This window comes from Nitrosomonas sp. ANs5 (assembly GCF_050584665.1).
In the GTDB taxonomy this organism is placed as follows: domain Bacteria; phylum Pseudomonadota; class Gammaproteobacteria; order Burkholderiales; family Nitrosomonadaceae; genus Nitrosomonas.
Genome location: NZ_JBEUDO010000047.1, coordinates 1 through 23,343 on the forward strand (window position 1 = coordinate 1; position 23,343 = coordinate 23,343).

General features: G+C 44.6%; 16 protein-coding genes and 1 tRNA gene. 9 read left to right on the forward strand and 8 right to left on the reverse strand.

All coding sequences use genetic code 11. The features are described 5' to 3' along the window. The 4 genes from ABTW62_RS10880 to ABTW62_RS10895 form a co-directional block, all read left to right on the forward strand. Positions 1–914: restriction endonuclease subunit S (locus tag ABTW62_RS10880; protein ID WP_430904606.1), on the forward strand; the 914-nt coding region annotated here is incomplete at its 5' end. Continuing rightward, the gene (locus ABTW62_RS10885) at positions 911–4,021 is read left to right on the forward strand and encodes a type I restriction endonuclease subunit R (protein WP_430904607.1); all 3,111 of its coding nucleotides are present in this window, start codon (positions 911–913) and stop codon (positions 4,019–4,021) included. The genes ABTW62_RS10880 and ABTW62_RS10885, both read left to right, overlap by 4 nt. 356 nt (positions 4,022–4,377) lie before the next feature. Continuing rightward, positions 4,378–5,556, forward strand: a complete 1,179-nt coding sequence (locus ABTW62_RS10890; protein ID WP_430904608.1) for a DUF262 domain-containing protein — start codon at positions 4,378–4,380, stop codon at positions 5,554–5,556. Position 5,557: 1 nt separating this feature from the next. Beyond that, entirely contained in the window at positions 5,558–6,082 is a 525-nt protein-coding gene (locus tag ABTW62_RS10895) for a HEPN domain-containing protein (protein WP_430904609.1), read from the forward strand. Between the two features lie 586 nt (positions 6,083–6,668). Here the strand turns inward: ABTW62_RS10895 and ABTW62_RS10900 are convergent. Next, positions 6,669–7,955: a hypothetical protein gene (locus ABTW62_RS10900; RefSeq protein WP_430904610.1), complete on the reverse strand. Its 1,287-nt coding sequence runs from the start codon at positions 7,953–7,955 to the stop codon at positions 6,669–6,671. A 462-nt stretch (positions 7,956–8,417) separates the two neighbouring features. On the opposite strand from ABTW62_RS10900, the gene ABTW62_RS10905 reads away from it, so the two are divergent. Beyond that, positions 8,418–10,241 carry an endonuclease/exonuclease/phosphatase family protein gene (locus ABTW62_RS10905; protein ID WP_430904611.1) on the forward strand — a complete coding sequence of 608 codons (1,824 nt, stop codon included), beginning with the start codon at positions 8,418–8,420 and terminating at the stop codon, positions 10,239–10,241. 1,208 nt (positions 10,242–11,449) lie between these two features. Here the strand turns inward: ABTW62_RS10905 and recD2 are convergent. Then, positions 11,450–13,663 (reverse strand): SF1B family DNA helicase RecD2, encoded by a 2,214-nt coding sequence (recD2, locus tag ABTW62_RS10910; RefSeq protein WP_430904612.1) that lies wholly within the window; start codon positions 13,661–13,663, stop codon positions 11,450–11,452. Then, positions 13,660–14,325 (reverse strand): SOS response-associated peptidase, encoded by a 666-nt coding sequence (locus tag ABTW62_RS10915; protein ID WP_430904613.1) that lies wholly within the window; start codon positions 14,323–14,325, stop codon positions 13,660–13,662. Before ABTW62_RS10915 ends, recD2 begins: the two co-directional genes overlap by 4 nt. A gap of 149 nt (positions 14,326–14,474) precedes the next feature. On the opposite strand from ABTW62_RS10915, the gene ABTW62_RS10920 reads away from it, so the two are divergent. Next, positions 14,475–15,788 (forward strand): Y-family DNA polymerase, encoded by a 1,314-nt coding sequence (locus ABTW62_RS10920; protein WP_430904614.1) that lies wholly within the window; start codon positions 14,475–14,477, stop codon positions 15,786–15,788. 70 nt (positions 15,789–15,858) lie between these two features. On the opposite strand, the gene ABTW62_RS10925 is transcribed toward ABTW62_RS10920, so the two are convergent. The 4 genes from ABTW62_RS10925 to ABTW62_RS10940 form a co-directional block, all read right to left on the reverse strand. Further along, complete coding sequence (locus tag ABTW62_RS10925; RefSeq protein ID WP_430904615.1) at positions 15,859–16,806, reverse strand: hydrolase or metal-binding protein; 948 nt, start codon at positions 16,804–16,806, stop codon at positions 15,859–15,861. Position 16,807: 1 nt separating this feature from the next. Further along, positions 16,808–17,782, reverse strand: a complete 975-nt coding sequence (locus ABTW62_RS10930) for a YqaJ viral recombinase family protein (protein WP_430904621.1) — start codon at positions 17,780–17,782, stop codon at positions 16,808–16,810. A 137-nt stretch (positions 17,783–17,919) separates the two neighbouring features. Further along, positions 17,920–18,885, reverse strand: coding sequence for a DUF932 domain-containing protein (locus ABTW62_RS10935; protein WP_430904616.1), 966 nt, complete (start codon positions 18,883–18,885; stop codon positions 17,920–17,922). An 8-nt stretch (positions 18,886–18,893) separates the two neighbouring features. Next, positions 18,894–19,280 carry a hypothetical protein gene (locus ABTW62_RS10940; protein ID WP_430904617.1) on the reverse strand — a complete coding sequence of 129 codons (387 nt, stop codon included), beginning with the start codon at positions 19,278–19,280 and terminating at the stop codon, positions 18,894–18,896. 583 nt (positions 19,281–19,863) lie between these two features. Here ABTW62_RS10940 and ABTW62_RS10945 point away from each other — a divergent pair. The 3 genes from ABTW62_RS10945 (at position 19,864) to ABTW62_RS10955 (ending at position 22,508) form a co-directional block, all read left to right on the forward strand. Continuing rightward, positions 19,864–20,079 (forward strand): hypothetical protein, encoded by a 216-nt coding sequence (locus ABTW62_RS10945; RefSeq protein WP_430904618.1) that lies wholly within the window; start codon positions 19,864–19,866, stop codon positions 20,077–20,079. Positions 20,080–20,889: 810 nt separating this feature from the next. Beyond that, positions 20,890–21,111 (forward strand): helix-turn-helix transcriptional regulator, encoded by a 222-nt coding sequence (locus ABTW62_RS10950; protein WP_430904619.1) that lies wholly within the window; start codon positions 20,890–20,892, stop codon positions 21,109–21,111. A 263-nt stretch (positions 21,112–21,374) separates the two neighbouring features. Then, positions 21,375–22,508: a YagK/YfjJ domain-containing protein gene (locus ABTW62_RS10955; protein WP_430904620.1), complete on the forward strand. Its 1,134-nt coding sequence runs from the start codon at positions 21,375–21,377 to the stop codon at positions 22,506–22,508. A gap of 666 nt (positions 22,509–23,174) precedes the next feature. On the opposite strand, the gene ABTW62_RS10960 is transcribed toward ABTW62_RS10955, so the two are convergent. Continuing rightward, positions 23,175–23,265: transfer RNA gene (locus tag ABTW62_RS10960), tRNA-Ser, on the reverse strand. Positions 23,266–23,343 lie beyond the last annotated feature (78 nt).

The window sequence follows — 23,343 nt, forward strand, 5'->3', positions numbered from 1 at the left end:
AAGTTCTCAACCCGTATTTTTTTAGGTACTATCTTGCAAAGAATGAAATTGTTGAATGGCTAGATAGTAACGCTGTCGGTGCAACCATGAAGAACCTCAGCACAGGAATCCTCGAGAAGTTACCTGTGTATTTTCCGGTACTACAGACTCAACAAAAAATCGCAAGTATTCTATCGACATACGATGACCTAATCGAAAACAATCTAAAGCGGATTAAGCTGCTCGAAGAAATGGCGCAAATCACCTATGAAGAGTGGTTCGTGCGCTTGCGCTTTCCTGGTTATGAATCTACTCCGATCAATTCGGTCACTGGACTTCCTGAGGGGTGGAAAAAAACCAAACTAGGAGGAATGTGTGAAATCACGATGGGTCAAAGCCCTAAATCTGAATTTTATAACTCTGAAGGTAAAGGATTGCCATTTCATCAAGGTGTCAAGGATTATGGTGGCCGCTTCCCAACAAATACTTGCTGGAGTACTAGTGGCTCAAGATGCGCAGAACGCCGAGACGTGTTGTTTAGCGTTCGCGCGCCAGTCGGTCGCCTGAATATTGCACTGGAGAAAATGATTCTAGGACGCGGTTTGGCTGCACTCAGACACAAGCAAAATGCACAAGGATTTTTGTATTGCTCACTGAAGAAGTTGTTTTTTGAAGAAGATATGATGGGTGGTGGTGCAATTTTTAATTCGGTAACAAAAAACGACATGCACCGAATTGATATTGTTGAGCCATCTTTGGTCGTTCTTGAGAAATTCAACCTACTTGTAGAAGCTATGGATCGCGAGATTGAACTAATTCACATTCAGAACTCTCGCCTACGCGAAGCCCGAGACATCCTACTACCTCGCCTCATGACTGGCGTAATTGACGTAGACAACTATAACCCAGCTGATCTATTGCAGGAAGTCGCTTGAGTTACGAATACTCCGAAGATGGATTGGTGGAAGCCGCCACACAGGAAGTACTGGAAAATTTGGGATGGAAGGTCGTCTATGCATGGAAGAAAGAAATTTTCGGTGATGATGGACTACTGGGGCGTGCCAACAAGTCAGAAGTGATCCTCAAGCGGCATTTACGCACTGCGCTGGAAAAACTAAACCCCGATCTACCTGCTACTGCCTACACTCACGCGATTGACCTGATCACCGAAAAGGCTGCCGATAAAACCCTTGGGCAGATCAACAAGGAAAAGCATGCGCTACTCACCAAAGGTGTGCAAGTAAGCTATCGCAATCCTCAGGGTGAAATGGAAGTCAAACGTCTGCGTGTATTCGATTTTGAACATCCATTAGAAAACGAATTCCTTGCCGTGCGCCAGCTTGAGGTGGTAGGCGAACTCTATAGCCGCCGTCCTGATGTAGTAAGCTTTGCAAATGGCATTCCGCTGGTGTTCTTCGAACTCAAGGCGCACTACACTGACCTTGCCAATGCTTACCACGACAATTTAACAGACTATAAAGACACGATCCCTGCTATTTTTCATTGCAATGCTTTTATCATCCTGAGTAATGGTACGGATGCGAGACTTGGCACGATCACCAGCCCATATAAATTCTTTCAGGACTGGAAGCGCATTGAGGAAGAGGAAGAAGGTGTAGTCAGTCTCGACACCATGCTGCGTGGTACTTGCGATCGCACTCGATTGATTGACCTTTTAGAAAACTTTCTGCTGTTTGATGGCGCAAGCGGAAATGTAGCCAAAATCATGGCCAAGAACCACCAGTTCATCGGGGTGAATAAGGTTGTAGAACAAGCCCGCAACATCGAAGAACTCAAAGGAAAACTGGGTGTGTTCTGGCATACACAAGGCTCGGGTAAATCCTACTCGATGGTGTTCTTGTGCCAGAAAATCCACCGTAAATTTGGAGGTTCCTACACCTTCCTGATTGTATTGGATCGCTCAGAACTTGAACGACAGATTTATGACACTTTTACTGGTGTAGGTGCAGTTACCGAAGAGAATATCAAAGCAAAAAATCGGGAAGATCTGCGTCGTTTACTCGCTGAAAACCACCGCTACGTCTTCACGTTGATTCACAAATTCTCAATTGACCCAAAGACGGAAAGTGTTTACCCGTTGATTACCGACCGGAAGAACATTATCGTCATATCCGATGAAGCCCACCGAACACAAGGCGGTAAATTTGCTCAGAACATGCGCTTTCATGGCATCCCCAATGCCTCTTATCTCGGGTTCACTGGAACGCCGATTATCAGGGAGGAGCTAGAACTTACCAAGAATATCTTCGGTGAATATGTTTCCGTCTATGATTTCAAGCGAGCCATTGAGGACGGCGCAACACTGCCCTTACGTTACCTGAACCGTGGAGAAAAACTCGGTATCGTAAATCCAGACCTGGATGAGCGTATGGCTGAAATCATCGAAAGCGAAGATCTCGATGACGATCAACGCGCTAAATTGAGACGCGAATTTAACCGGGATTATCCCATTCTGACCTCAGAAGCCCGCCTGGATGCCATTGCCAAGGATTTGGTCTGGCATTTCAACGAGCGTGGTTATCAGGGCAAGGCGATGTTCATTGCGCTAGATAAGCCTACTGCCGTGCGAATGTACGATCTCGTGATGAAATATTGGTCGCAATATATCCCGGGATTAAAAAAACGTATTGAACAAGCCCAAGATCAGCAGGAAGAGCTGAAACTGAAACAGCACCTCAAACGTGTAGAACAAACCGAAGTATGCGTAGTGGTGAGCAGCGAACAGAACGAAATCTCTAAATTTCGCGCTATGGGGCTTGAAATTGAACCCCATCGTAAGAAAATGGTGGAGCGTGATCTGGAGAAGGAATTTAAAGACGAAGAAAACCCCTTCCGTCTAGCTATCGTATGCGCGATGTGGATCACCGGTTTTGATGCGCCTTGCGTCTCCACTGTCTACCTCGACAAGCCAATCAAAGGCCATACCCTCATGCAAACCATCGCTCGTGCAAATAGGGTGTATGACGATGAGAAGGAAAATGGGCTGATTGTCGATTACGGCAACGTATACCGCAAATTGGAAGAAGCTTATGCCATTTATGGCGAAGGTGACAATAATAGCGGGAGAAATAATGGTGACGGTGCTGATGATAATCCACAAACGCCAGCTGAATTATTAGCAGGTTTAGCTGTTGAACTTGAAGCTTCTATCATTGTAGTGCGAAAGTTCTTGCTAGGCGTGGAATTTGAACTGGATGGACTAATCAACGCCAAAAGTCCGATGGAAAAACTGGCTCTAATCCATAAAGCCATGAACTGCATCTGCCTGAATGAAAAAACTCGTACTGAATATGAATTCATGGCGCGTAATGTTTTCCGCAAATACAAAGCCTTGTATCCTGAGGAGCAGATTAAACCCTATATCAAAGAACACAACGCCATTCAAGCGGTATATGCGCAGCTAAACCAGAAGGTCAAAGGTGCGGATATTACCGATGTGATTCGTAGACTTCAGCAGGAAGTGAACATGAGCGTCACGACCGAGAATTCAACCGGTGGTGATGATAATTTTGTGGATTTAGGAAAGTTAGACTTCTACAAGCTGAGGCAAGCATTCCAGAAATCTAACAACAAGAACCTGTTGGTATTTGACCTTCAAGAAGCAATCGAGCGCAAACTAGAGAAAATGGTGCAGCAGAATCCGCTACGACTCGCGTTCTACGAGAACTACAAGCAAATCATCGAAGATTACAATCAAGGTAAAGACCTGCAGAGTGTCCAAAAAGCCTTCGATGATCTGCATGAATTTATGCAGGGGATGTCCAAGGAAGAATCCCGTGCCATATTGGAGGGCCTGGATGAGGAGACACTCGCCATATTTGACCTATTGAGAAAGCCTTCACTTTCCAAACAAGAAAAAGAGGAAGTCAAGAAGGTTGCGGTTAAAACACTAGCCACCCTGAAAGCTGAGAAACTAAGAATAGAACGGTGGCGCGAGAGCACTCAAGTGACAGCGCAGGTAAAAACCATCATTTTCGATAGTCTGCAATGGTTACCGCAAGAAGCCTATCCTGATGAATAAGTTAACGAGAGGGTAAATCTGGTTTACCAGCATGTCTACAGTAATTATTCAGGAGGGGATCGGAGTGTTTATGCGCAATAATCTAATTTATTGAAGCTAACTTTTATTTAGAGCTTACTTAGAAATTCAGCTCCCTCCATCCGCACAACCAGGTAAAAACTTCGTTTTCTCATCTCTGTCTATTTACCTCAAAGCAGGATTTTATCTGGTAAAGCTTAAGTGGGAGCCGGATTTAAATTATTTACAGAGGCAAGTTAATGGGTGCCTCCTTTAGTCCTCTACCCTGTGTAGGGAAGGGAGAGGCATCGTAAGTTGCCTCACTATCCCGATTGGCCGGACGTCAGATATTGAATTAGATGGATAAAGTCATAGGAATTTATATGGAAAATGATTGGTATGATAATGAAACTACTCTTTCTGAAGAATATTCAATCAAAGAGTATGATGTCACGGCATCACCGAACGATTTCAATTTGAAAACCCTATTCGACTTCGTGGAATCAGGTGCCCTTGTAATACCAGGATTTCAAAGAAATTACGTATGGGATATTGGAAGAGCATCTAAACTAATTGAGTCAATATTGCTAGGATTGCCAATACCACAAATATTCTTATACGAAGAATCCAGGAATCGATTCTTGGTCATAGATGGGCAACAACGTCTAATGAGTATTTTCTACTTTATTAAGCAACGATTTCCAAGAAAAGACAAGAGAGTTGAGATAAGGCGAATATTTGGCGATCACGGACATATACCATCAGAAATACTTGAAGATGACACTTATTTCAGAAAATTTAATCTCTCGTTATCTGAGCCTATGCCAGGTCATAAAAATCGCTTCCATGGATTGAATTATTCAACACTTGGAGATTTGAAACTTGGTTTTGACATGAGGACTGTAAGAAACGTCATCGTGAAACAAAATTTACCAGAAGATGATGACTCGGCAGTATTTGAAATATTTAATCGACTCAATTCTGGTGGCGTAAACCTTACTCCACAAGAAATCAGAGCGAGCTTATACCATTCGAATTTCTATGACATGCTTTTCAAAATTAACAACGACGAGCGTTGGCGGCGATTGCTGGATTCAGCGGAAGCCGATTTGCATACAAGGGATGTTGAGATTTTGTTGAGAAGCTTTGCGATGCTGATTGAAGGAACTAATTATAAGCCGTCAATGGTTAAGTTTTTGAATAGTTTTTCAAATAACTGTAAAAAGCTGAAGGAAGATAAAATAAATTATCTGAGAGATTTATTTTATTCGTTTCTTGATGCGTCAGCTGATCTGCCAGATAAAATTTTCTTCAGCTCTCGTGGTAGGTTCGCAACTCTTTTTTTTGAGGCTGTATTTGCTGCGGTTTCCAGCAAGTTGTTTGCAGAGGAAAAGCTTATAACCAACAAGCTAGATCCAGAAAAAATTAAGAGAGTATTTTCAGATAAGGATTTCATTGAAGCATCTCAAACAGACACAGCAAACACAAACAACGTACAGATTAGGTTGAAAAGAGCAAAGGTTATTATGGAGGAGTAGCATGGATAATATTATAGACAGCTACTTTATCCAACATAAACAATTGTCCGATTTCTTGCTGGAAAAAAAGGAAATATCTTTAAAGTCCGATGCAGATAGACGATTTGCAAAGGTATTGATTCTTGCTACTGCTAGTTATTTCGAAGAACGAATAATTACTGCATTATCTGATTATAGCGATGCGCTATTAAATGGGGATGAAAAAATTTCCAGCCTATTGAAAATAAAAGCCCTCGAGAGACAGTATCATACCTTGTTTGACTGGAAAGAAAATAATGCGAATCGTTTTTTTTCCCATTTTGGTGAAAACATTAAGAAAAAGCATAAGGAAGATGTTTCTCAAAATGAAATTATTAGAGATGGTGAAAAAATGTTTATGACTCTCGGAAGAATGAGAAATGTTTTAGTCCATACAAACTTTGCTGTCACCCCAATAGATAAAACACACGAAGAAATTTATACAATGTTTAGAGATGCACTGAGATTCGTCGATTATGTGGAGGAAATTTTCCGAGTTGGCAGTTAACGGATAGTGTTTATCCCGCCTTCCCCAGTTTGCATTAGCTGCTTCCTTATTGGCGCCGGATAAACTTTGTTGAACCGATCTACCGGTGCTTATGGGGATTGCAGCCAGACATCCGGCCTTTGTATGAGGCGCATTGCCTCTGCCCCTGATAGAATTTGCTGAGTAGCACCTTATCAACTTCACGTGCGCTATGCACCTGGGTGAGAATTAACCTAAAGTTACTGTAAAAACTTCCGTTATAAGTTTCTCATAGTGATCCCTATGAAAAAGTTGAAAAACAAATCTGAGGCCCCGCCAGATCTACAATGAACTGGTGGGGTTCTCTTTATCTGCTGCAAGCACCTACCAAAAGACTTGGCCTCCCTCAATATTGAACACACATACGAGATGCATTAGCCTGCTGTTTGTATTCTTCAGTCTCACAGCACTGGCAGCACCGCCAACCTTCAATCAGGCAAAAATTGAAGCCCGGCAATATATTTATCACGATCGAGCGCATCGATTAATATGTCATCTTTTTATCCATGAACTACCATACTGTGAAAGAAAAAGTAAGTTCTATTTTTATGAATTTTTTTACCTTTTTCTAAATTAAATCTTCTGGATTAATCCAAGAAAGTTCTGCCTCTTGGAAAGTAAGCCATACAGAGACATTACCCATATTAATTTCATAACCATCAGCCCTAGGATATCGAGAAGGTGTACCGTCTAGTCCCCAGTTTCGACCAACTAATGAACTAGCAGATCGATCAGAATCTGCTCTGAGACTTATATCTGCTCCCGCCATGAAGTCATCTCTACTACCTCTTTCAATTGCATTTTGCATTAGCGTGTGCAAAGGAGCTGTTAGCTGAGGAATTGCGTTGGGGCAATACTGCTCAATTTGACAATAGATAGCACTCGAATGCTGCCAGAGCCGAGCGTTAATAAGGGCCAAGTTATAATCGTCATGATCGTAAGCCAAGATTCCCAATTCTAAACCTAAACCTACTTCACCATTGTAGACCATCGTATTATTTGGTCTACGCTCACCATTAGGTGGTACATTATCCCATGGTCCCAACTGAGGGGGAGCAGATGTTGCGGGGCGCCTCTCGCGATCAATTGTAGGTCGTCCTGTATTCAAAAATGCCTGAGTAATAATGTAAATGTCTGGTAAACCAGAAGAAGGTCGGAATGGATTTCTCACATCCCAATTACGTTTGGTAGAGTTATTTCTAATTTTAGTCAGACGAACAATAATATCGGGATTCTCTACTTTGTATTTAAACTCCCGATAGGCAAACAAACCAGTTTTAGAGTAGGCCATGGCATAAACTGTTACATCACTTGCTCCTAGAAGGCGACCGGGAATTCTAAAAGATAAGGAATTATCAGGCTCATTACAAACCAATGTACCACGATTATTTCCACTCCCCTCTGGTATACCGTCTTCATACATTAACTGTGTCCGGGCAGTGCCGCCTGTGACATTTCGTTTAGTTTCAACACGAAAAATCAGTCGTAAGTTATCTTCTTGGGGAGATTTAATTGCCAGACGACTACAATCAATTTGTTCCGCTGGAGAATTTGGCGGGCGTCCACCCTGTGGACCAAAAAATACAGTAAAAACTTTTTGTTCTCTTTGTCGAGGATTTTCTCTGTCCTTGCGTGGAAGAACTACCGGATCTAGGTCAGAAGTTTCAGGGGTGATCCTCGTTGCTAAAAATTGAGGTTGATTCACTGAATCACCTCGTTGTCTGATTATTTCGGCAATTCTTTCGTCTATCACGGGAATCTCTATTCTATCTGGGAATCGAATAGGTGGAATTCGTATTTGTGCCAATTCCCAGGCTGAACTATTCATTTGTTCAGAAGATAACTCGTTATTCATCAATGGTGCTGTTTTGTCTGAGTGATGCCTGTAAAACGAACTAGGCTGTGCTTCAACGCTCCCTGCGAACAATAACGTTACCAACGATATTAGTGATGCTTTGATAGTTGCGTTGCGAAGAAATATCATCATGGGATTTAGCCTCAATATAGTCAAAAATAGATTGATAATTCTAGACATTGACATTTATTGCACTACATTTTCATGCCAACCTCTAGTAGAGGTAAAACGAAAACTATTCTCTTTAATATTATAATGGTATTTTATCCAAATATTTGTCAAAATCATTGTCTCAATTGCTGAGATAATTTAAAAAAAGTTATCAATGCTATTTTGATCTCAGTACAGCAGAAAATTACCAAGGAAGAGTCGTGAATTCAAGTAATAGGTGCATAACCCACCAACTTATTAGCATCCATGCCGGATAGCGGTATGGCGATCGACTAAAGTAGGATTTAGAAAATGCCAGTAACAAAAGTTTTTAGCTGTGATGATCGAGGAACCTATTTTGTCCGCGAATTTGGCAATCGGGTTTTTTGGTTTGGTGAACGTCCTGAAACTCCCAATGCTGGTAGTTTTGCTAATTGTTTCTTTGGTAAGCGCGAAGGTAATAGATTAATCGGAGATTGGTTTGATATACCGAAAGGTCGCACTCGCTCTTCTGGAGTGCTACGTATTACAGTAGGGACCGATGATAATTCCATGAGCCGCACGAATGAGTTCCCTGAGTCAGGAGGCTTTGGTGGTCGTAATTGGCAAGTAACGACCTATCGGCCTGAAAGTGAAGCATTTGTGCCTGCTTATTTTGAAGGAAGTGGCATAGCTGACTTGACAGGCGTATGGATGGGTGATGATGGGGGCATCTATTACATCCGCCACCAAGGGAATGATCTGGTTTGGTTTGGTGAATTGTCTGGACAATTTTCTAATGTATTCCGCTGCACGATTCCCAGTGGTTTACCTGATAATATCATAATTAGAAACTCATTTAGCGGCTTATGGACAGACGTACCCAAGGGACGCACTGGAGGTAATGGCACCTTGGTTTTTCAGATTAGAGATGCTTTCACATTATTGCGGCTAAGTGTGACTGGAGGATTCGGTGGTACTCGATGGGATCGTCTCATGGGTGTTGGTAGTAACGTAAGATTACTGACGCAGAATACTATGTTAATGCTGGCTCGCCTCGCTAAACAAAAAGTGGATATTCCAAATAGAACTCCTATTCTCAGAGAGATGACTCGCAGCTTTGATATTGCTTGTCTACAAGAAGTAATGTTAGCGGCTCCTCAAAAGGCATTCACTGGTTTAACGAAGATTGACTTCGATCAAACGAGACTACATCGGGTAAGTAGCGACAGCAGGCATCGACAGAGGGAAACAGCCCAGGTGGTTGATGCAAGACCGAATAGCAAGAATACAGGAATAGTGGTTGGCAAAATCACCAATCCAGTTCATCCGTTAAGCAGTCGTTTTTATGTGCTAGGTCCTGACAACACAAGACCGCTCGCGCTAGGCCAAGATGGAGCTTTGCTTCTCATATCTAAATTCCCAATTACTGCTGTTAGTGCTTTTATTTTTAGTAATGGTAGGGGTTCGGATAACTTGGCCAGCAAAGGAGTTCTTTATGCCAAGATCCGGATGCCCGGCAATAAGCATATACATGTTTTTAACACACACATGCAATCTGGTTATGAAACAAAAGATACAGAGGTGCGTATGCAACAGTTACGTGAATTCCAACAATTTATGCGGAACCTGCGTATTGATACTACTAATGAACCCATAGTATTCATGGGAGATATTAATGTCATTGCACCTAAACCTGAAAATTGGGGGAGTTTGGCTGGTGTTAGCCCACCTTTGGGTCGGACAGTCAATACCACTAATCGGGTAGATTCAGCAGATTATAATGAAATGCTCTCTTTATTTCCTTTCTTGAGAGATGCATGGGTGAGCATTTCAGGCAGTCGGAGTCCAGGTTTTACTTACATTGGTAAAGAATGGATAAATACCGCTCCAAATAGCCCATGGGGCAATTTAGGCAACACCTTGGCTGGCGAAGTTAATACAGCTCCCATGAGGCTTGACTATATGTTAATTAGCCAAAGTATATTACCTACCAGCATCGCTCTTGTTCCTAACGCCCCACCTAGCCCTGAACCTCAATATTTATTTAGAATTGGCACTGAAATTGTACGTGGCCAAGTACGGGCAATCCAATTACCCAGTAACACCGTGTCTGATCATCTTGGTATAGAAATGGCCATACGATATCCACTATAAAGAGGAGAATTATTGTCATGAGCGTAATTAGTAGCCCCTGAAAAACACTACAACCTATTGATATAAATATACATAACACTGTTTTTAGTTAACCATTTCGACCAAATATTTTAGAATTATGCATAATTTCCTGGTCGAAATGGTTAAAAAAATGTTCACTAGAATCCCTCCTTTGCATCAAACAAACCTGTTTGACATAGACCTGCTTTTGTAACTTGATCCCACGGATCCCTTGCTAAGATTATCGGCAAAGATTCCCTGGCAAGAAACTGAAGACAAATTTTCGACTCATTACAAAATCCAAAAAAACACGCAACCTCTCCCAGTATGAAACGAGTCAAAAAACTTGCATATTCCCAGCGAGAAATAAGTCTGAGCAAAAATCTGAACTGGCCATTTATGCAATGCGTGATGATCGAAATGGATTCAAAATTCAGCATCGCATTGAAAAGCCAGATATTAGATCGATTATCTGGATTTGTGGATTAAAAAATAGTAGTCCGGCGCTCACTCCAACATGTTTATTGAGGAAGCTTGGAAATATCTATGTATAACAGATGTTTACACATGGATGGCTCCTCGACCAGTGCTCGAACCTGGGACCTCCGGATTAACAGTCCGGCGCTCAGTAGTAGATGTCTGCAGATAGCCTAAGAATCCTTACCTGTTTTTCAGTTGGTGTTAATGAGCTTGGAGTAAGCCGAACTAATTCCGAGAATGAGTTAAATTCGACGGGTCGGCTTTCTGACTCTTCTGATCTTAAACATTTTCCTTATCGATAATAAAGACAAAAAAAGCAAAACGCCCAGGGTCAATGAAGACCGAGGGCGCTTTGAAGGATTGCGACGCTTTCAGATTATCGAGCCCATAGCGTCGCCGAGAGCTCTTGTTGTTATTAGATTGCTACTGATAAGTTACCCTGCAAATGCAGAGCAGTTTGCTGTGAGTTTATTCGCTCGCCAATCATTAGCTTCATTTCGAAGCACTATGAATAATCATTACCCTTCCTCGACATAAAGCGGTTACCCACAGCCTTATCCACGGAAATTGTGGATAACACGTTTTAGGAACTGCTTTAAGGTTATCCAAAATCCCACCGTAATAGGATTTACCTTCTAATGAAGGAACCGAGCGGTGGCGAGCAGCTACGGCCGGCCATCTTGTACTCCCCCCGTAATTCGTGTCAATTTCCTATAAAGCAGCTGACGTTACCTCCTATTCTTTTCAACCTCTGATGAGAGACGGGAAGTCAAATTGGTTACTCGACGTTGTGAGCGCTGGCTCTTTACCGCCATGGCCAAAGCTTTGGGCTGCGCAATGATCACAACCAGCTGCTTACCACGGGTGACGCCTGTATAGAGTAAGTTCCGCTCTAAAAGCATGTAATGCTGCATCGCCAGAGGAATAACCACTGCCGGATATTCTGAACCTTGCGCCTTATGAATACTGATAGCGTAAGCCAGGGAGATTTCATCCAGCTCATTGAATTCATAATCCACGGTGCGATCATCAAAATTGATTTGCAATAAGCTTTCTTCAACATCAATAGAAACAACAGTTCCAATATCCCCGTTAAATACTTCCTTATCGTAATTGTTTACCTGCTGAATGACTTTGTCTCCAGGCGCATAGATTGAACCGTAGCGAGTTACCTTTGGCTCACTCGACCCATTTAACCGTTGCTGCAGTTCAATGTTAAGCGAACGCGCGCCTAGACCCCCTCGGTTCATCGGTGTCAGTACTTGAATCTCACTCACCGGATCAAGATTAAAACGTTGCGGTATCCGTTCGAGCACTACCTGCATCAATTTGGTAAAAATCTCTTCTGGCGTTTCTGCATAAATGCAATAAAAATCACTCAATGCCTGAGAGCTATCGGTTTGTGGCAATAGACCCTGGTTAATCCGATGTGAATTAGTAATGATTTTTGACGTTAGCGCTTGCCGGAAAATCTCAGTCAGCCTGACGGTGGCAATCTTCCCCGAGTCGATAATATCTGCCAAGACTGCACCGGGACCAACAGATGGCAGTTGGTCCACGTCACCGACAATCAATAACGCTGCATTGGAAGGAACGGCCTTTAACAACTGATTCATCAACGTTACATCCATCATGGAGGACTCATCGATTACCAGGCAATCCAATGCCAGAGGAAATTCTTCGTTATGCTTGAAGGCAAAAATGGCAGGATCAAATTCCAGCAGTCGATGGACGGTCTTGGCTTCTAGCCCTGTGGATTCAGAAAGCCGCTTGGCTGCTCGGCCGGTAGGCGCACATAGGGCAATGTTGACATGTTTGGCGGTAAGAATTTTCAGGATACTGTTAACCAAAGTAGTTTTGCCCACACCTGGTCCACCCGTGATGACCGTCACTTTATGCTGCAGCGCCAATTCTATTGCTGCACGCTGGGAGGTTGATAAAGTAAGTCCGGTTTGTTCTTCGACCCACGGAATAGCCTTCCGAGCATCAATGGTTCCCCATGGAGTTTTGCCTTGATTGAGGCGTAGCAGGTGATTTGCACATCCTACTTCCGCTCTATAAAGCGGAGTAAGAAAGACGGTCTCGTGTTGATCGATGGTTTCAGCTGTCAGATTGCCTTCATTGAGCTCCGCAGTTATCCCTTCCTCAATAACAGGTGCAGGTATTTCCAGCAATTTGACCGCCATCGTACACAATGTCTCCCGTACTGCAGCACAATGCCCGTCGTTTGACCATTCCTGTAAAACATGGCGCACCCCGGCTTGGGCGCGAATCAAGGAATCTGGAGCGATTCCCAGTTTCTGCGCCAATGTATCAGCCGTCTTGAAACCGATACCGTGAATATCCAAAGCCAGTCGGTAGGGATTCTCTCTCACCTTGTCGATGGCCTGTTCTCCATAGGTTTTGAAGATACGCACAGAGCGTGAGGTGCCCACGCCATGCGATTGCAAGAACACCATGATTTCCCGGATCACTTTTTGTTCAGACCAGGCACTCGTAACACGTTCTAGCCGTTTTTTGCCAATTCCAGGTAGCGTCAATAACCGCTCCGGGGTAAGTTCGATTACATCAAACACATCAGCACTGAAGGCTTTCACGAGTTTCCTGGCAAAATGGGGACCAATGCCTTTGATCATGCCAGAACCCAGGTACTTCTCGATCCCTTCCAAAGTAGTAGGCGGCACGATTTTTATAGAAACCGTTTTAAACTGCTGACCATGTTGTCGATCATTGACCCAGAAACCTGAACATTCGATATATTCACCAGCCGTAACAGCAGCCGCTGAACCAATCACTGTGACGAGTTCTCTATGGCCTTTGACCTTTACTCGCAAAACACAGAAGCCAGATGACTCACTATGGAAGGTAACCCGCTCTACCGATCCCTGTAGTTTTTCCAGCGGATTATCAGCGCCATGAGGTGAGTGAGAAGATGAACTCATTCATTGACCGGTTGAATCAACTGCTCTCCCTGATTGCTTGTTCGTCCTACCGCAGGCGATACTGGCCATAACTGCATTGGCGCGGCAGAAAGCTGCAGAAGGGATAAAAGCATGTCGTCGGGTTGCTCGGCAGGCGTCAGCCAAGCATCCCATACTTCAGGTGGGATAATTACGGGCATACGGTCATGAATGGAGCGCATCAAGGCATTACTTGCTGTGGTGATGATCGTGCAGCTATCAATTGTGACTTCATCGACTGTCGCAGTTTCCCATATTCCTGCGAAGGAGAGCGGACCGTCTTTGGCGCAGAAATAGAAAGGCTGTTTGCTTTTGCTGTCTGGCAGCAGTTTCCACTCAAAGAAGCCCGAAGCAGGAATGAGGCAGCGTTGCCTTCTGAAGGCATGTTTGAATATGGGCTTGGTTGTCAGCGATTCTGCGCGTGCATTGAACATCAAAGGCAGCTTCTTCGTGTCCTTGGCCCAATTTGGAATCAGCCCCCAGCGCATCATCGCTCCTTCCCGACCATTAGCACTGTCACGGATCGCCAAAATATTGCTCGTGGGCGCAATGTTATAGCGTGGCTCAATATCCGGCATCGATGCTGCATGGTACCAGTCAATCAGACTGGAACGGGGGTAAGCCAGGGCAAAACGTCCGCACATATCATCAAAGTGTTATTCGTCAAATGAGTGCTTTATACTGTAGTACTCATCATGACCGAAAGCATTCACCATGACAACCATCGTACCATTCGATCCTCTCCTGAACCCAGGCACAGACACATCGTTCTCGCGTTAATTAGTGTGTGATCATGACCACAGGTAACATTCCCAATAGCAAACCAATGTTCGCGCTGGTGGACGTGAACAACTTCTATGTCAGCTGCGAGCGCGCCTTTAATCCGAATCTGGAGAATCAACCAGTAGTGGTGCTATCCAATAATGACGGTTGCGCAGTGGCCCGCTCCAATGAAGTAAAAGCGCTCGGCGTTAAAATGGGTACACCCTGGTTCCAACTCAAGGATTTGGCAAAACAGCATCACATCGTTGCACTCTCATCCAACTATACGCTCTACGGCGATATGTCGGATCGGGTAACGACGATCCTGCGTGATTTCAGTCCTCATGTTGAGGTTTATTCCATTGACGAGTGTTTCCTGGGTCTGCAAGGCTTGGGCAAGCTTTGGCCGACTCCCACGGACATGGGGCAATCGATACGTAATCGTATACGCCAGTGGACCAGTTTGCCAGTGTGTGTAGGCTTTGGAGCAACCAAGACATTGGCTAAACTTGCCAATCATATCGCCAAAAAGCAACGGGATTTTAACGGCGTATGCGATCTCTCATCCATGCCATCCAGTCAATTGGAAGCGCTGTTATCAGCAATCGAAGTGAGTGAAGTATGGGGTGTGGGACGCCAAATGAACAAGCATCTGCATGCAGCCGGAATTAAAAGCGTGATCGCGCTACGCGATACGCCAACCGCTTGGTTACGGGCAAGGTTTGGGGTAGTGATGGAGCGCTTGGGTTATGAGCTGCGAGGATTATCGTGCCTCCCGCTAGAAACGGTATCCGCTCCACGAAAGCAGATTATTTCTTCCCGATCATTTGGCCAACTAATCTATAACTTCCCCGAACTTAGTGAGTCCGTTGCCAGCTATATGAGCCGTGCAGCAGAAAAGCTACGGCGGCAGAACTCGGCTTGCAATGCAATCCAGGTGTTTATCCAAACCAATCCATTCCGTGAGCAAGACAAGCAATACAGTAACAGCATTACCGTTCCCCTTCCCAATGCCAGTAGTGATACGCGATTGCTGATCAGAGCGGCGCTGTTTGGACTCAAACATATCTATCGTAAAGGCTATGCTTATAAGAAAGCAGGCGTGATTCTGACCGGAATTGACTCCGCGGCAATATACCAGCAATCATTGCTAGCACGATATGGAGCAGACGAGAAATCAGAAAAATTGATGAATGCAATAGATCAGTTGAATCAGAAGTATGGACGCAATACCGTGTCTGTGTTTTCAGCAGGGAATAAAAAGTCCTGGAGCATGAAACGGGAAAACATATCACCCTGCTATACGACCAAATGGCAAGATATACCGATCGCTTACGCACGTTAACCATAGAGAAGCAATCCAGATTCAATCTGCCGAACCAGGAAATCCGGCAGATTGAATAACAATTGCTCAATTACCCCTGACTTCCAGAACAAGCTTCATTACGCAAACCCTGCGCTTTTGCCTCCAGTTTCGATACCAATGACGGCTGATTGCCCGGTCTAGTAGTCATTTCTGGAACCGGCAAGGTTCTATTGCCTTCACCTCCCTCATTACAGCCCTCAACAGGAAAGAATTCCTCGATTACAGCACTACCGTCCTCCTCGCCGTCCTCGAACGCGCCATTACCCAGCCCCAAACGAGCCGCATTATCCAAGGCACCCTGGTCAAATCCGGACTCCTGCCGTTCAGCATCAATCCGCCGTGCTTCCGCCAACGTTTGTTCAATGCTCAGATCGCTACGCACCGAGATATCAACATAATAGATAGGGGTGCCATAGCTTTGCAGCGTTGATTTTCCCCGTAGACGCAATTCCAGCGGCAGACAGGACAAGCGATTGCTGGAAATGGCTTTGAAGTAATGCAAGCGTGCCACCAAAGTTCGAATGCTGTTAAAGCCGGTGGTGCGAAAGATAAAACTTCCCAGCGGGTCATCTTCGCTAACGATAACATTCAATCTACCGTAAGGCTTGCAGGCCCCGCCTTTAGCCAGAGCACAACCCTCCGGCGACGGGCAAGGAAAAGCAACAACCCCTTCTTCCGTTCTGCGCCGACAGGTTTCACCATTGCCGACACACAAAGGTCTGCCGGAATGTCTGTCGAACAAGGTGTACTCCGCACGGAAATTCAAATCCGGTTCATTGAACATCAAACGGATCGGAATACTGCGTATTTTTCCGCCCTGCGCCTTGCGCAAACCTTCGTCATACGGATGCGCCAGCCAGCCGTCTCTGCTCTGAATCTGACTGGTGATGGTAAATTGATCATCCTTTTCCGGCAAACGCTTGCCGTTTCTCTCGACGACCTTGCCGATGGATATTCGTCCCAGTATCGGCGGTGTGATGGTCAAGCCTTTTAACATGCTATGCTCCTTTCAGGCTGGTTGATTGGGCGGAGTCGATGACGACAAAACGACGACTTCCCGCCTGAGTTATCGAATAACGTTGCAACAGATCAGGCTGATCCTTGAGCAGACGCGTCACATCAAGGCGAGCGCTGTCCTTGCTTTTTTTCCAGGTGATTTCACCCGCCTCGAACTTTGCTCGGCTGGCTTCGCCCATTACTTGCTGGATGGATTGTTTGTATTGCGCTTCACGCTTTTGTAAATCCGCCAAACTTTGTCGTACACTCAGCAGATCAGCAAAAGTGGCTGACAAAAGCCGATCCTGTCTAAAGTCCAGAGTGGTACCCCAGTCTTCTGGATACAAACAGCTCAAAGCCAATTGTGCCGATTCCGAACCATCTGCCAGAGGTGGCGTATCCGATTCAACGTGATGCCAGAAGGTCCGTTCAAGCTGAATTAAGCGATCAATCAGTGCATCGTCTCGCAGGATTCTGTGTATTTCCAGATGTTGCCCACCCATTAAGACGGCTACATCGGCGGCTGTCTTGCCCGTCACCGCTAATTGATGCTGAACCTGCAGCTGAACATACTCCGGAACGCCTTCTTTCCAGAGTCTTGTGCCATTGATGCCTGCTGTTTTGCATTCGAGGATTTGAACATCACTCGCACCGATGATTTCACGGTCGATGTTAGCCAGCATCCAGGGTAGATCAGGATGCTGAAGCACCGCATTGACTCGTCGCACCCGATTGCCGGTCCGGTGGGAATAATGCGTGGCAACGATAGGCTCTAAAATATTACCCCAGTACATCGGGCTTTCTTCATTAAAGGGATCGGCCTTTGGCAAGCCTTCGTCACGACCTGTTTTCTCAAGCCAAAGCTCTAATTGGGACATATAGGGATTCAATCCAACTGCAGCAGCGGCATCTGAACTGCCAATGCCTTGTTTTCTGATGGCGAGCCATTCTTCCCGGGGCATCGCCTTGGTGCGCACCAGCTTCAAGGCTACGCGAGACTTAACTGGTGCAGGCGTGGGTAGTATTTGCATAATTTTCTCCTGATGACTTATTCATGGAAACAAAAAAGCCCGGTAAGCGTGAGCCTACCGGGCGTTCTATTCCCCTCTGTGATTTAAACTACTAATTGCAGAACCGCCTCCAGTGCGCGCTGTTTGATGGATGCTCCCTGTCCGAACCAGGCAGAATCCAGTCGATGCTCGGTGCTGCGAGCTCGCTTTTCATGATCGACATACTCGGTGATGGCACTGAGCAGTCCCCAGGCAGTACCTCTGGCAGAATCGAGCTGTGCTCCACGGCCTTGTCCGTCATAGAGGCTTTGCACCTTTTTCAAGGCACGCTCGTTATTGGATGCAGGACCAGCATTTTCTAGCTGAGGATCGCAAAGTACATGCTCAAAGTAATTGATTGCTTCGCTCGATTTCACTTTGCGCTCGGCCAAATAACGCATGCGATACATGAATTCGTCCCATTGGGACACAGCGACACCAAGCTGCTGCTTCACAACTTGCGGCTCAAAGCGAGTGCTGTGCGGCACCTTGATAGCACGTGCTTCTCCATTCAAGGCAATGGTGAGCGTGTTATTGCAGACTACCCGTATGGTGGTCGGTGTGGCTGTCGTCGCTAATGTGCCATCGCAGGAAGTAGCCAGAAGCAGGTAACCATTCACCAGATCGTTTCCTTTGAGTGCCATTGACTGATCCGTTTTGGCCAAAGCCCAGAATTTTCTGCCTCCTTTTAAAACCCCGGCTGTTTCGAGCTCGAAACCGGAATATTCTGTGAGATCGCGGTAAAACTCCAAAACTTCGGCTGGCTGCACAATCTTGTAGCGCTGAGATACAACCGACAAGGCTGCTTTGGTGTCGGAACGGTAGAGAACCTTTTGTTTCGGAAATGAATGGATGGAGGCCATGCTTCCAATTGACTCGGCCATAAAATGCACTGGGGACTCTTTTATATACCAGCTCATTCCCGCTTGTTGTGCCCAGACTTCAAGCGGTTGTTTGGGACCCAGACGATTTCCCAGGCCATGCCAGGGTGTCTGGTCCATATAAGCCATTTGTTCGATAAGATGTGCCACAAGAACTCCTAATCAGTTAAATTGAAGAAATTTGCACCGACTATTTTCGGCTCTGAATGACCAGCATGACAAATGATGCTGAAACTGTGCCCGCATGACTGGCACAAATAGTTGTCCAGGATGCGTTGATCGACAATTTCTCCCAGTTTAGCGCCAGCGACACCGCCACTGATTGCACCGATGAGGCAACCGAGGATAGCTCCCGCGACACTGCCCACGGCTCCCCCGGCAGGTCCTGCAATAGAACCTACCGCGCGCCCGACTTGGGATCCTTTCAGTGCGCCCGAGATCCCGTGGATGCCGCCGCCGATCGCACCGATCACGCCACCTACCTTTTTACCTTCATCTTTGGTTGTAATGCGAATAGATTGACAATTGGGACATTGAATGTTCATGGTAATAACTCCTGAATATAGTTAGCCCACAGACATGTTTCTGATTTGAAGTAGAAGCTGGTGAAATATATCTGTGGGAGGAAATGAAAAACTTGTCATGCATTCGTAAACGAATAGCTTTTCATAATGGAAGATTCACTTGCCTGAAGGATAGGCAAATGAGGGCAATACCCGTTAGGTATTGCTCAGAAAAAATATATAGGATTGAATTTTTATGAAAAGGGTTTTTGGTTGAAAAGTGCTCTCGGCTATCGGGCCATTCGGGAGCATTTTTTTTGATTGATGGCGTGACAATTTGCGCTGGAAATGATGTACAAAGTTAATACGTATAGAAAAAAAGCTTGTACATAAACAATTTTATTGCTGTACATTGTTAATACTTAAATGATTATAATTAGCATGTTATCTTTAGTACAGAAATCCGGCTTGTTTCTGTACACCGATTAACCAACCTACAAGCTAATCGCCTCGATAGCATGTTGTAAAGGCTGCTTGGAAATTCGATTTGGGCTGCTAACAGGCACTTTTTTTTGGATTTTAAGAAGCAGCAGAAGCGTTCTCCGAGTCATCCAAGCGCTGGAGTATGACATTTATTGAAACCCCGCTTGCCGGTGTCAGTCGTGGGAAGGTCGAGAGAATTAAGCCTGCGCCGGGTGACAAATTCAATCCTGTATGTTTTAAAAACAGGTTATCAATGGCGGCAATTGCCCCTGTGAGTTTCAGTCCTGGAATTCAATTTACTAACTACTATTTTTTTGTTGGACATCCAGCGGCAGGTTCTCTGGATAGACAAGCGTAAAAAGTACTGCGGTTTGGTCTGTGCGGTTCTGATGCTGGGGAGAGGATTAATGGCTTTGGGATGATAGTGACAGTTGTCAGTGTGAAGGACCGTGATGACGCTCTTTGCCGGGTCATTGCAAGAAATTGAAGAAGATTTGAGTAAATGACGGCTAGAGCGGCCGTCTTTTGGGATGGATTACGTTATGTTTGGCGGTGGTGTTGCTTACCAGGAGGCCAGGAAATTGGAGTGCTACCCCGACTCTGGGTAGTCGAGGGTATCTTCGGCTTGTTCAAACAATTACGCCGAATTAGCAAAAGTTACGAGCATTTCACGCGCACAGATGAAATATGCGCAGGCAGTATAGTTTGAATTTTTGCTTGACTTTTATAAACGTGAGCGGCAAAATCTCCGCTTTAAATCAAACGGGGCCAGAAGTACCAATTTTTAAAGAATTTGGTTAAGTTTATAAAAATTTTATAACCGATTTTCACAACTCAGGAGAACCTCTAGATAAAGATAATAACCCGAACTACCTCATTCCATATTGGGTGACATAAGTACCCTCTCCTATAAAAATCCGCCAAAATTGATTAACTTCGTTTTAGCGCGATACTGATTAGAGTGCCAATCATGCTTGCAGAGATGACTTGAGCACATAGCAAAGATTTTTCATTTGCTATCATACTTAAAGCGTGGGTTCGGTCCATGCACCATATGCCCAGCAACAACAGGGCGCATAAATTCTATATTTTTTGTTTGGCACCAATTTATCCGTGCGTCTTAATTAAAGGCTCGCGTTTGTCTAATTGTTTTTTTTGGGGGGGGAGAATGTCCAAATTAATTAGGGTGCGTGAGGTCATGCAGCTCACAAGCCTGTCACGGGCGAGCATCTACGCGCGCCTCAATCCAAATTCACCGTATTTTGATGTCTCTTTTCCGAGGCAAGCCAAACTTTCGCCCGGATCAAGAGGCGTTGCGGCGTGGTCGCTGTGCGAGATTGAGGATTGGGTAAGAGCTCAACTCGAAGCTCGACCGGCGCAAAAACACTAGCGCTCTTTTTGCTGCCAGCTTGTGATTCTGGCGGCATATGTATGTACAACACAACCCATCCAAAGTGGACTTGTATTCCAGGAGGACGGATTGTACAAAGACCGGTTTCTCAGCGATATTCTATGAGTATGGAATTCGGGATATTTATAATATTAATACACTATTAATATCCGTTTTATGTTACCACATTCACCTGGCGAATAGCAAACAAAGTATCGCTGAGACACCATTGAAATCTCATTCTAAATCAGGGAAAAAGAACAATGGCAGCAAGTCTTACTGATCTAAATATGCGCATCTGCAGAGCCGCTATGAGCTCTCTAATAGAATATGAATGGTACAAAGTGCCATGCGGACAGTCACGGCACCCTCCTGGAAACTTTCAAGTAGAATTTTGTATGCCAAAACTGCTATGTTTTATGGATAGGTTAGCCAAAGAAAGTTATAGCGAGTTATATCCGCAACCACTTTGGAATCAAAACAGAATGGTTATTCCAAACCCTTATAGGGGACCTGCCCATGTCTTTGCGCGATATCTGCCAGACTATATTAATATAGTTCACGATTTACCTTCCGAATGCTACTATGGCGAAGAAATCGAGATTTTTCTAACGATTTGCAAGGAGTTTAACTTTCCATATAAGGATCGTCGTTTTCAGAATTTCTTTGCTGCACCAGCATACGAAACCCAGGAGTCCTATGAGGAGATTAGAACCACAGTAAATGCTTTCATTAAAGTACTCCATACGAGACTACGGGAGCCTAAAACGAGAAAAAAAATACTCGATAGAAAACGTGCAGTGGAAAAGAATTGTCGGGAATTTGTCCATTATCTCGATACTCTTTTTTCAAGATATGCTCGGCTACTTGTTATTCGGGTCGATCTTGGTTACTGGAAAGATCTGGATGTAGGCATAGAACAACTCGCGGGAGACCTTGAGCATCTGCATGGCAATATGAGGCACAATAAACTCTTTAAAAACTTACTCGGTTACATTGAAAAAATCGAATTTGGGGTGGAAAGAAGGTCGCACGCGCATTTGCTTTTATTATTTGATGGATCAAAGCACTCGCACGATAGTCACATCGCCAAGGAAATAGGTGAATATTGGAATAAAGTAATTACCAAAGGCAGAGGGAATTACTGGAACTGCAATGACCCTAAGTATAAAAGGCTATTCGAAGAAATAAATAGATTGGGGATTGGTCTAATACACGCGCAAGAAACCGAATTACGAGAGAACCTTAAAATGGTCATTCTATACCTTTGCAAGTCAGAGCAATACTGTAAACCAATAACAAGGCTGAAAATGAAACTCCTGCGCAAGGGACAATGCCGAAGTCCTGCTGTGAAACGTGGAGCACCAAGAACTAAAACCAATCATAATTATCCATAAAGCTCAAGCCCTATCGTTTTGGGGTAAGGTGCTAGTAAAGCAGATACAGGAGAACAGCCCGTATCTGCTTTTTTTATGGTCTGAAAGGCTTTTAACCGTAAGCACTCTTTATTCGTTATCCTTGCTGGTTGAAGTACCCAAATGCATGTGGTAAACAGTGTTTTATGCGATTATTTAGCCAGTTTAGCAGAGAGAGGCAAAGAAAGCAGTAAATAGTGTAGCCACATCACTTGCTGGCGGCGAGCTAGTCACGGATGCGCTTACCAGTGACTTCATAGCTCATATTAACCAAATAGATCGTAAACTGCTCAATATCAACTGGTCCATTGAAGTTGTCGTGTTGATTGTTGGTCATCGAGTGGAATAGTACCTGTTCACTCAAAAACTTCCTATATTATGGAGAAGGTATCCAGGCAGTTTATGAACCTCAGAATACGCTTCCCTCTTGATACTAATCATCAGATGCTTTCGATTAGGACTATACGGCTTGACTACAAAGGATTGAGTTCATTCAGTCAATGTCAGATTCAGTTGAAACTGATTTTCGAAGCTACTAGATCAAGTCTAGGGCTTTACAGATAAAATGTTTGCAAGCAGGGTAGAAAGTACGGTAGGAATATTAGCGATTTAAAATCAGATTATTAATCAGATACTTATAAAGATAAGTGGCGGAGAAGGCGGGATTCGAACCCGCGGTACGGTATTACCGTACACACGCTTTCCAGGCGTGCACCTTCAACCACTCGGTCACTTCTCCGTTTGGAATGCCCTTAGGGCAATATGGCCGCACAGCATAAACCAGATTGCAGGACAGGGCAACCTCTATCTGCGAATT

Coding starts and splice junctions, on each gene's coding strand:
- ABTW62_RS10890 (WP_430904608.1), top strand. CDS start 4,378: ATGGATAAAGTCATAGGAATTTATATGGAAAATGATTGGTATGATAAT.
- ABTW62_RS10895 (WP_430904609.1), top strand. CDS start 5,558: ATGGATAATATTATAGACAGCTACTTTATCCAACATAAACAATTGTCC.
- ABTW62_RS10900 (WP_430904610.1), bottom strand. CDS start 7,955: ATGAATAACGAGTTATCTTCTGAACAAATGAATAGTTCAGCCTGGGAA.
- ABTW62_RS10905 (WP_430904611.1), top strand. CDS start 8,418: ATGCCAGTAACAAAAGTTTTTAGCTGTGATGATCGAGGAACCTATTTT.
- recD2 (WP_430904612.1), bottom strand. CDS start 13,663: ATGAGTTCATCTTCTCACTCACCTCATGGCGCTGATAATCCGCTGGAA.
- ABTW62_RS10915 (WP_430904613.1), bottom strand. CDS start 14,325: ATGTGCGGACGTTTTGCCCTGGCTTACCCCCGTTCCAGTCTGATTGAC.
- ABTW62_RS10920 (WP_430904614.1), top strand. CDS start 14,475: ATGACCACAGGTAACATTCCCAATAGCAAACCAATGTTCGCGCTGGTG.
- ABTW62_RS10925 (WP_430904615.1), bottom strand. CDS start 16,806: ATGTTAAAAGGCTTGACCATCACACCGCCGATACTGGGACGAATATCC.
- ABTW62_RS10940 (WP_430904617.1), bottom strand. CDS start 19,280: ATGAACATTCAATGTCCCAATTGTCAATCTATTCGCATTACAACCAAA.
- ABTW62_RS10945 (WP_430904618.1), top strand. CDS start 19,864: ATGACATTTATTGAAACCCCGCTTGCCGGTGTCAGTCGTGGGAAGGTC.
- ABTW62_RS10950 (WP_430904619.1), top strand. CDS start 20,890: ATGTCCAAATTAATTAGGGTGCGTGAGGTCATGCAGCTCACAAGCCTG.
- ABTW62_RS10955 (WP_430904620.1), top strand. CDS start 21,375: ATGGCAGCAAGTCTTACTGATCTAAATATGCGCATCTGCAGAGCCGCT.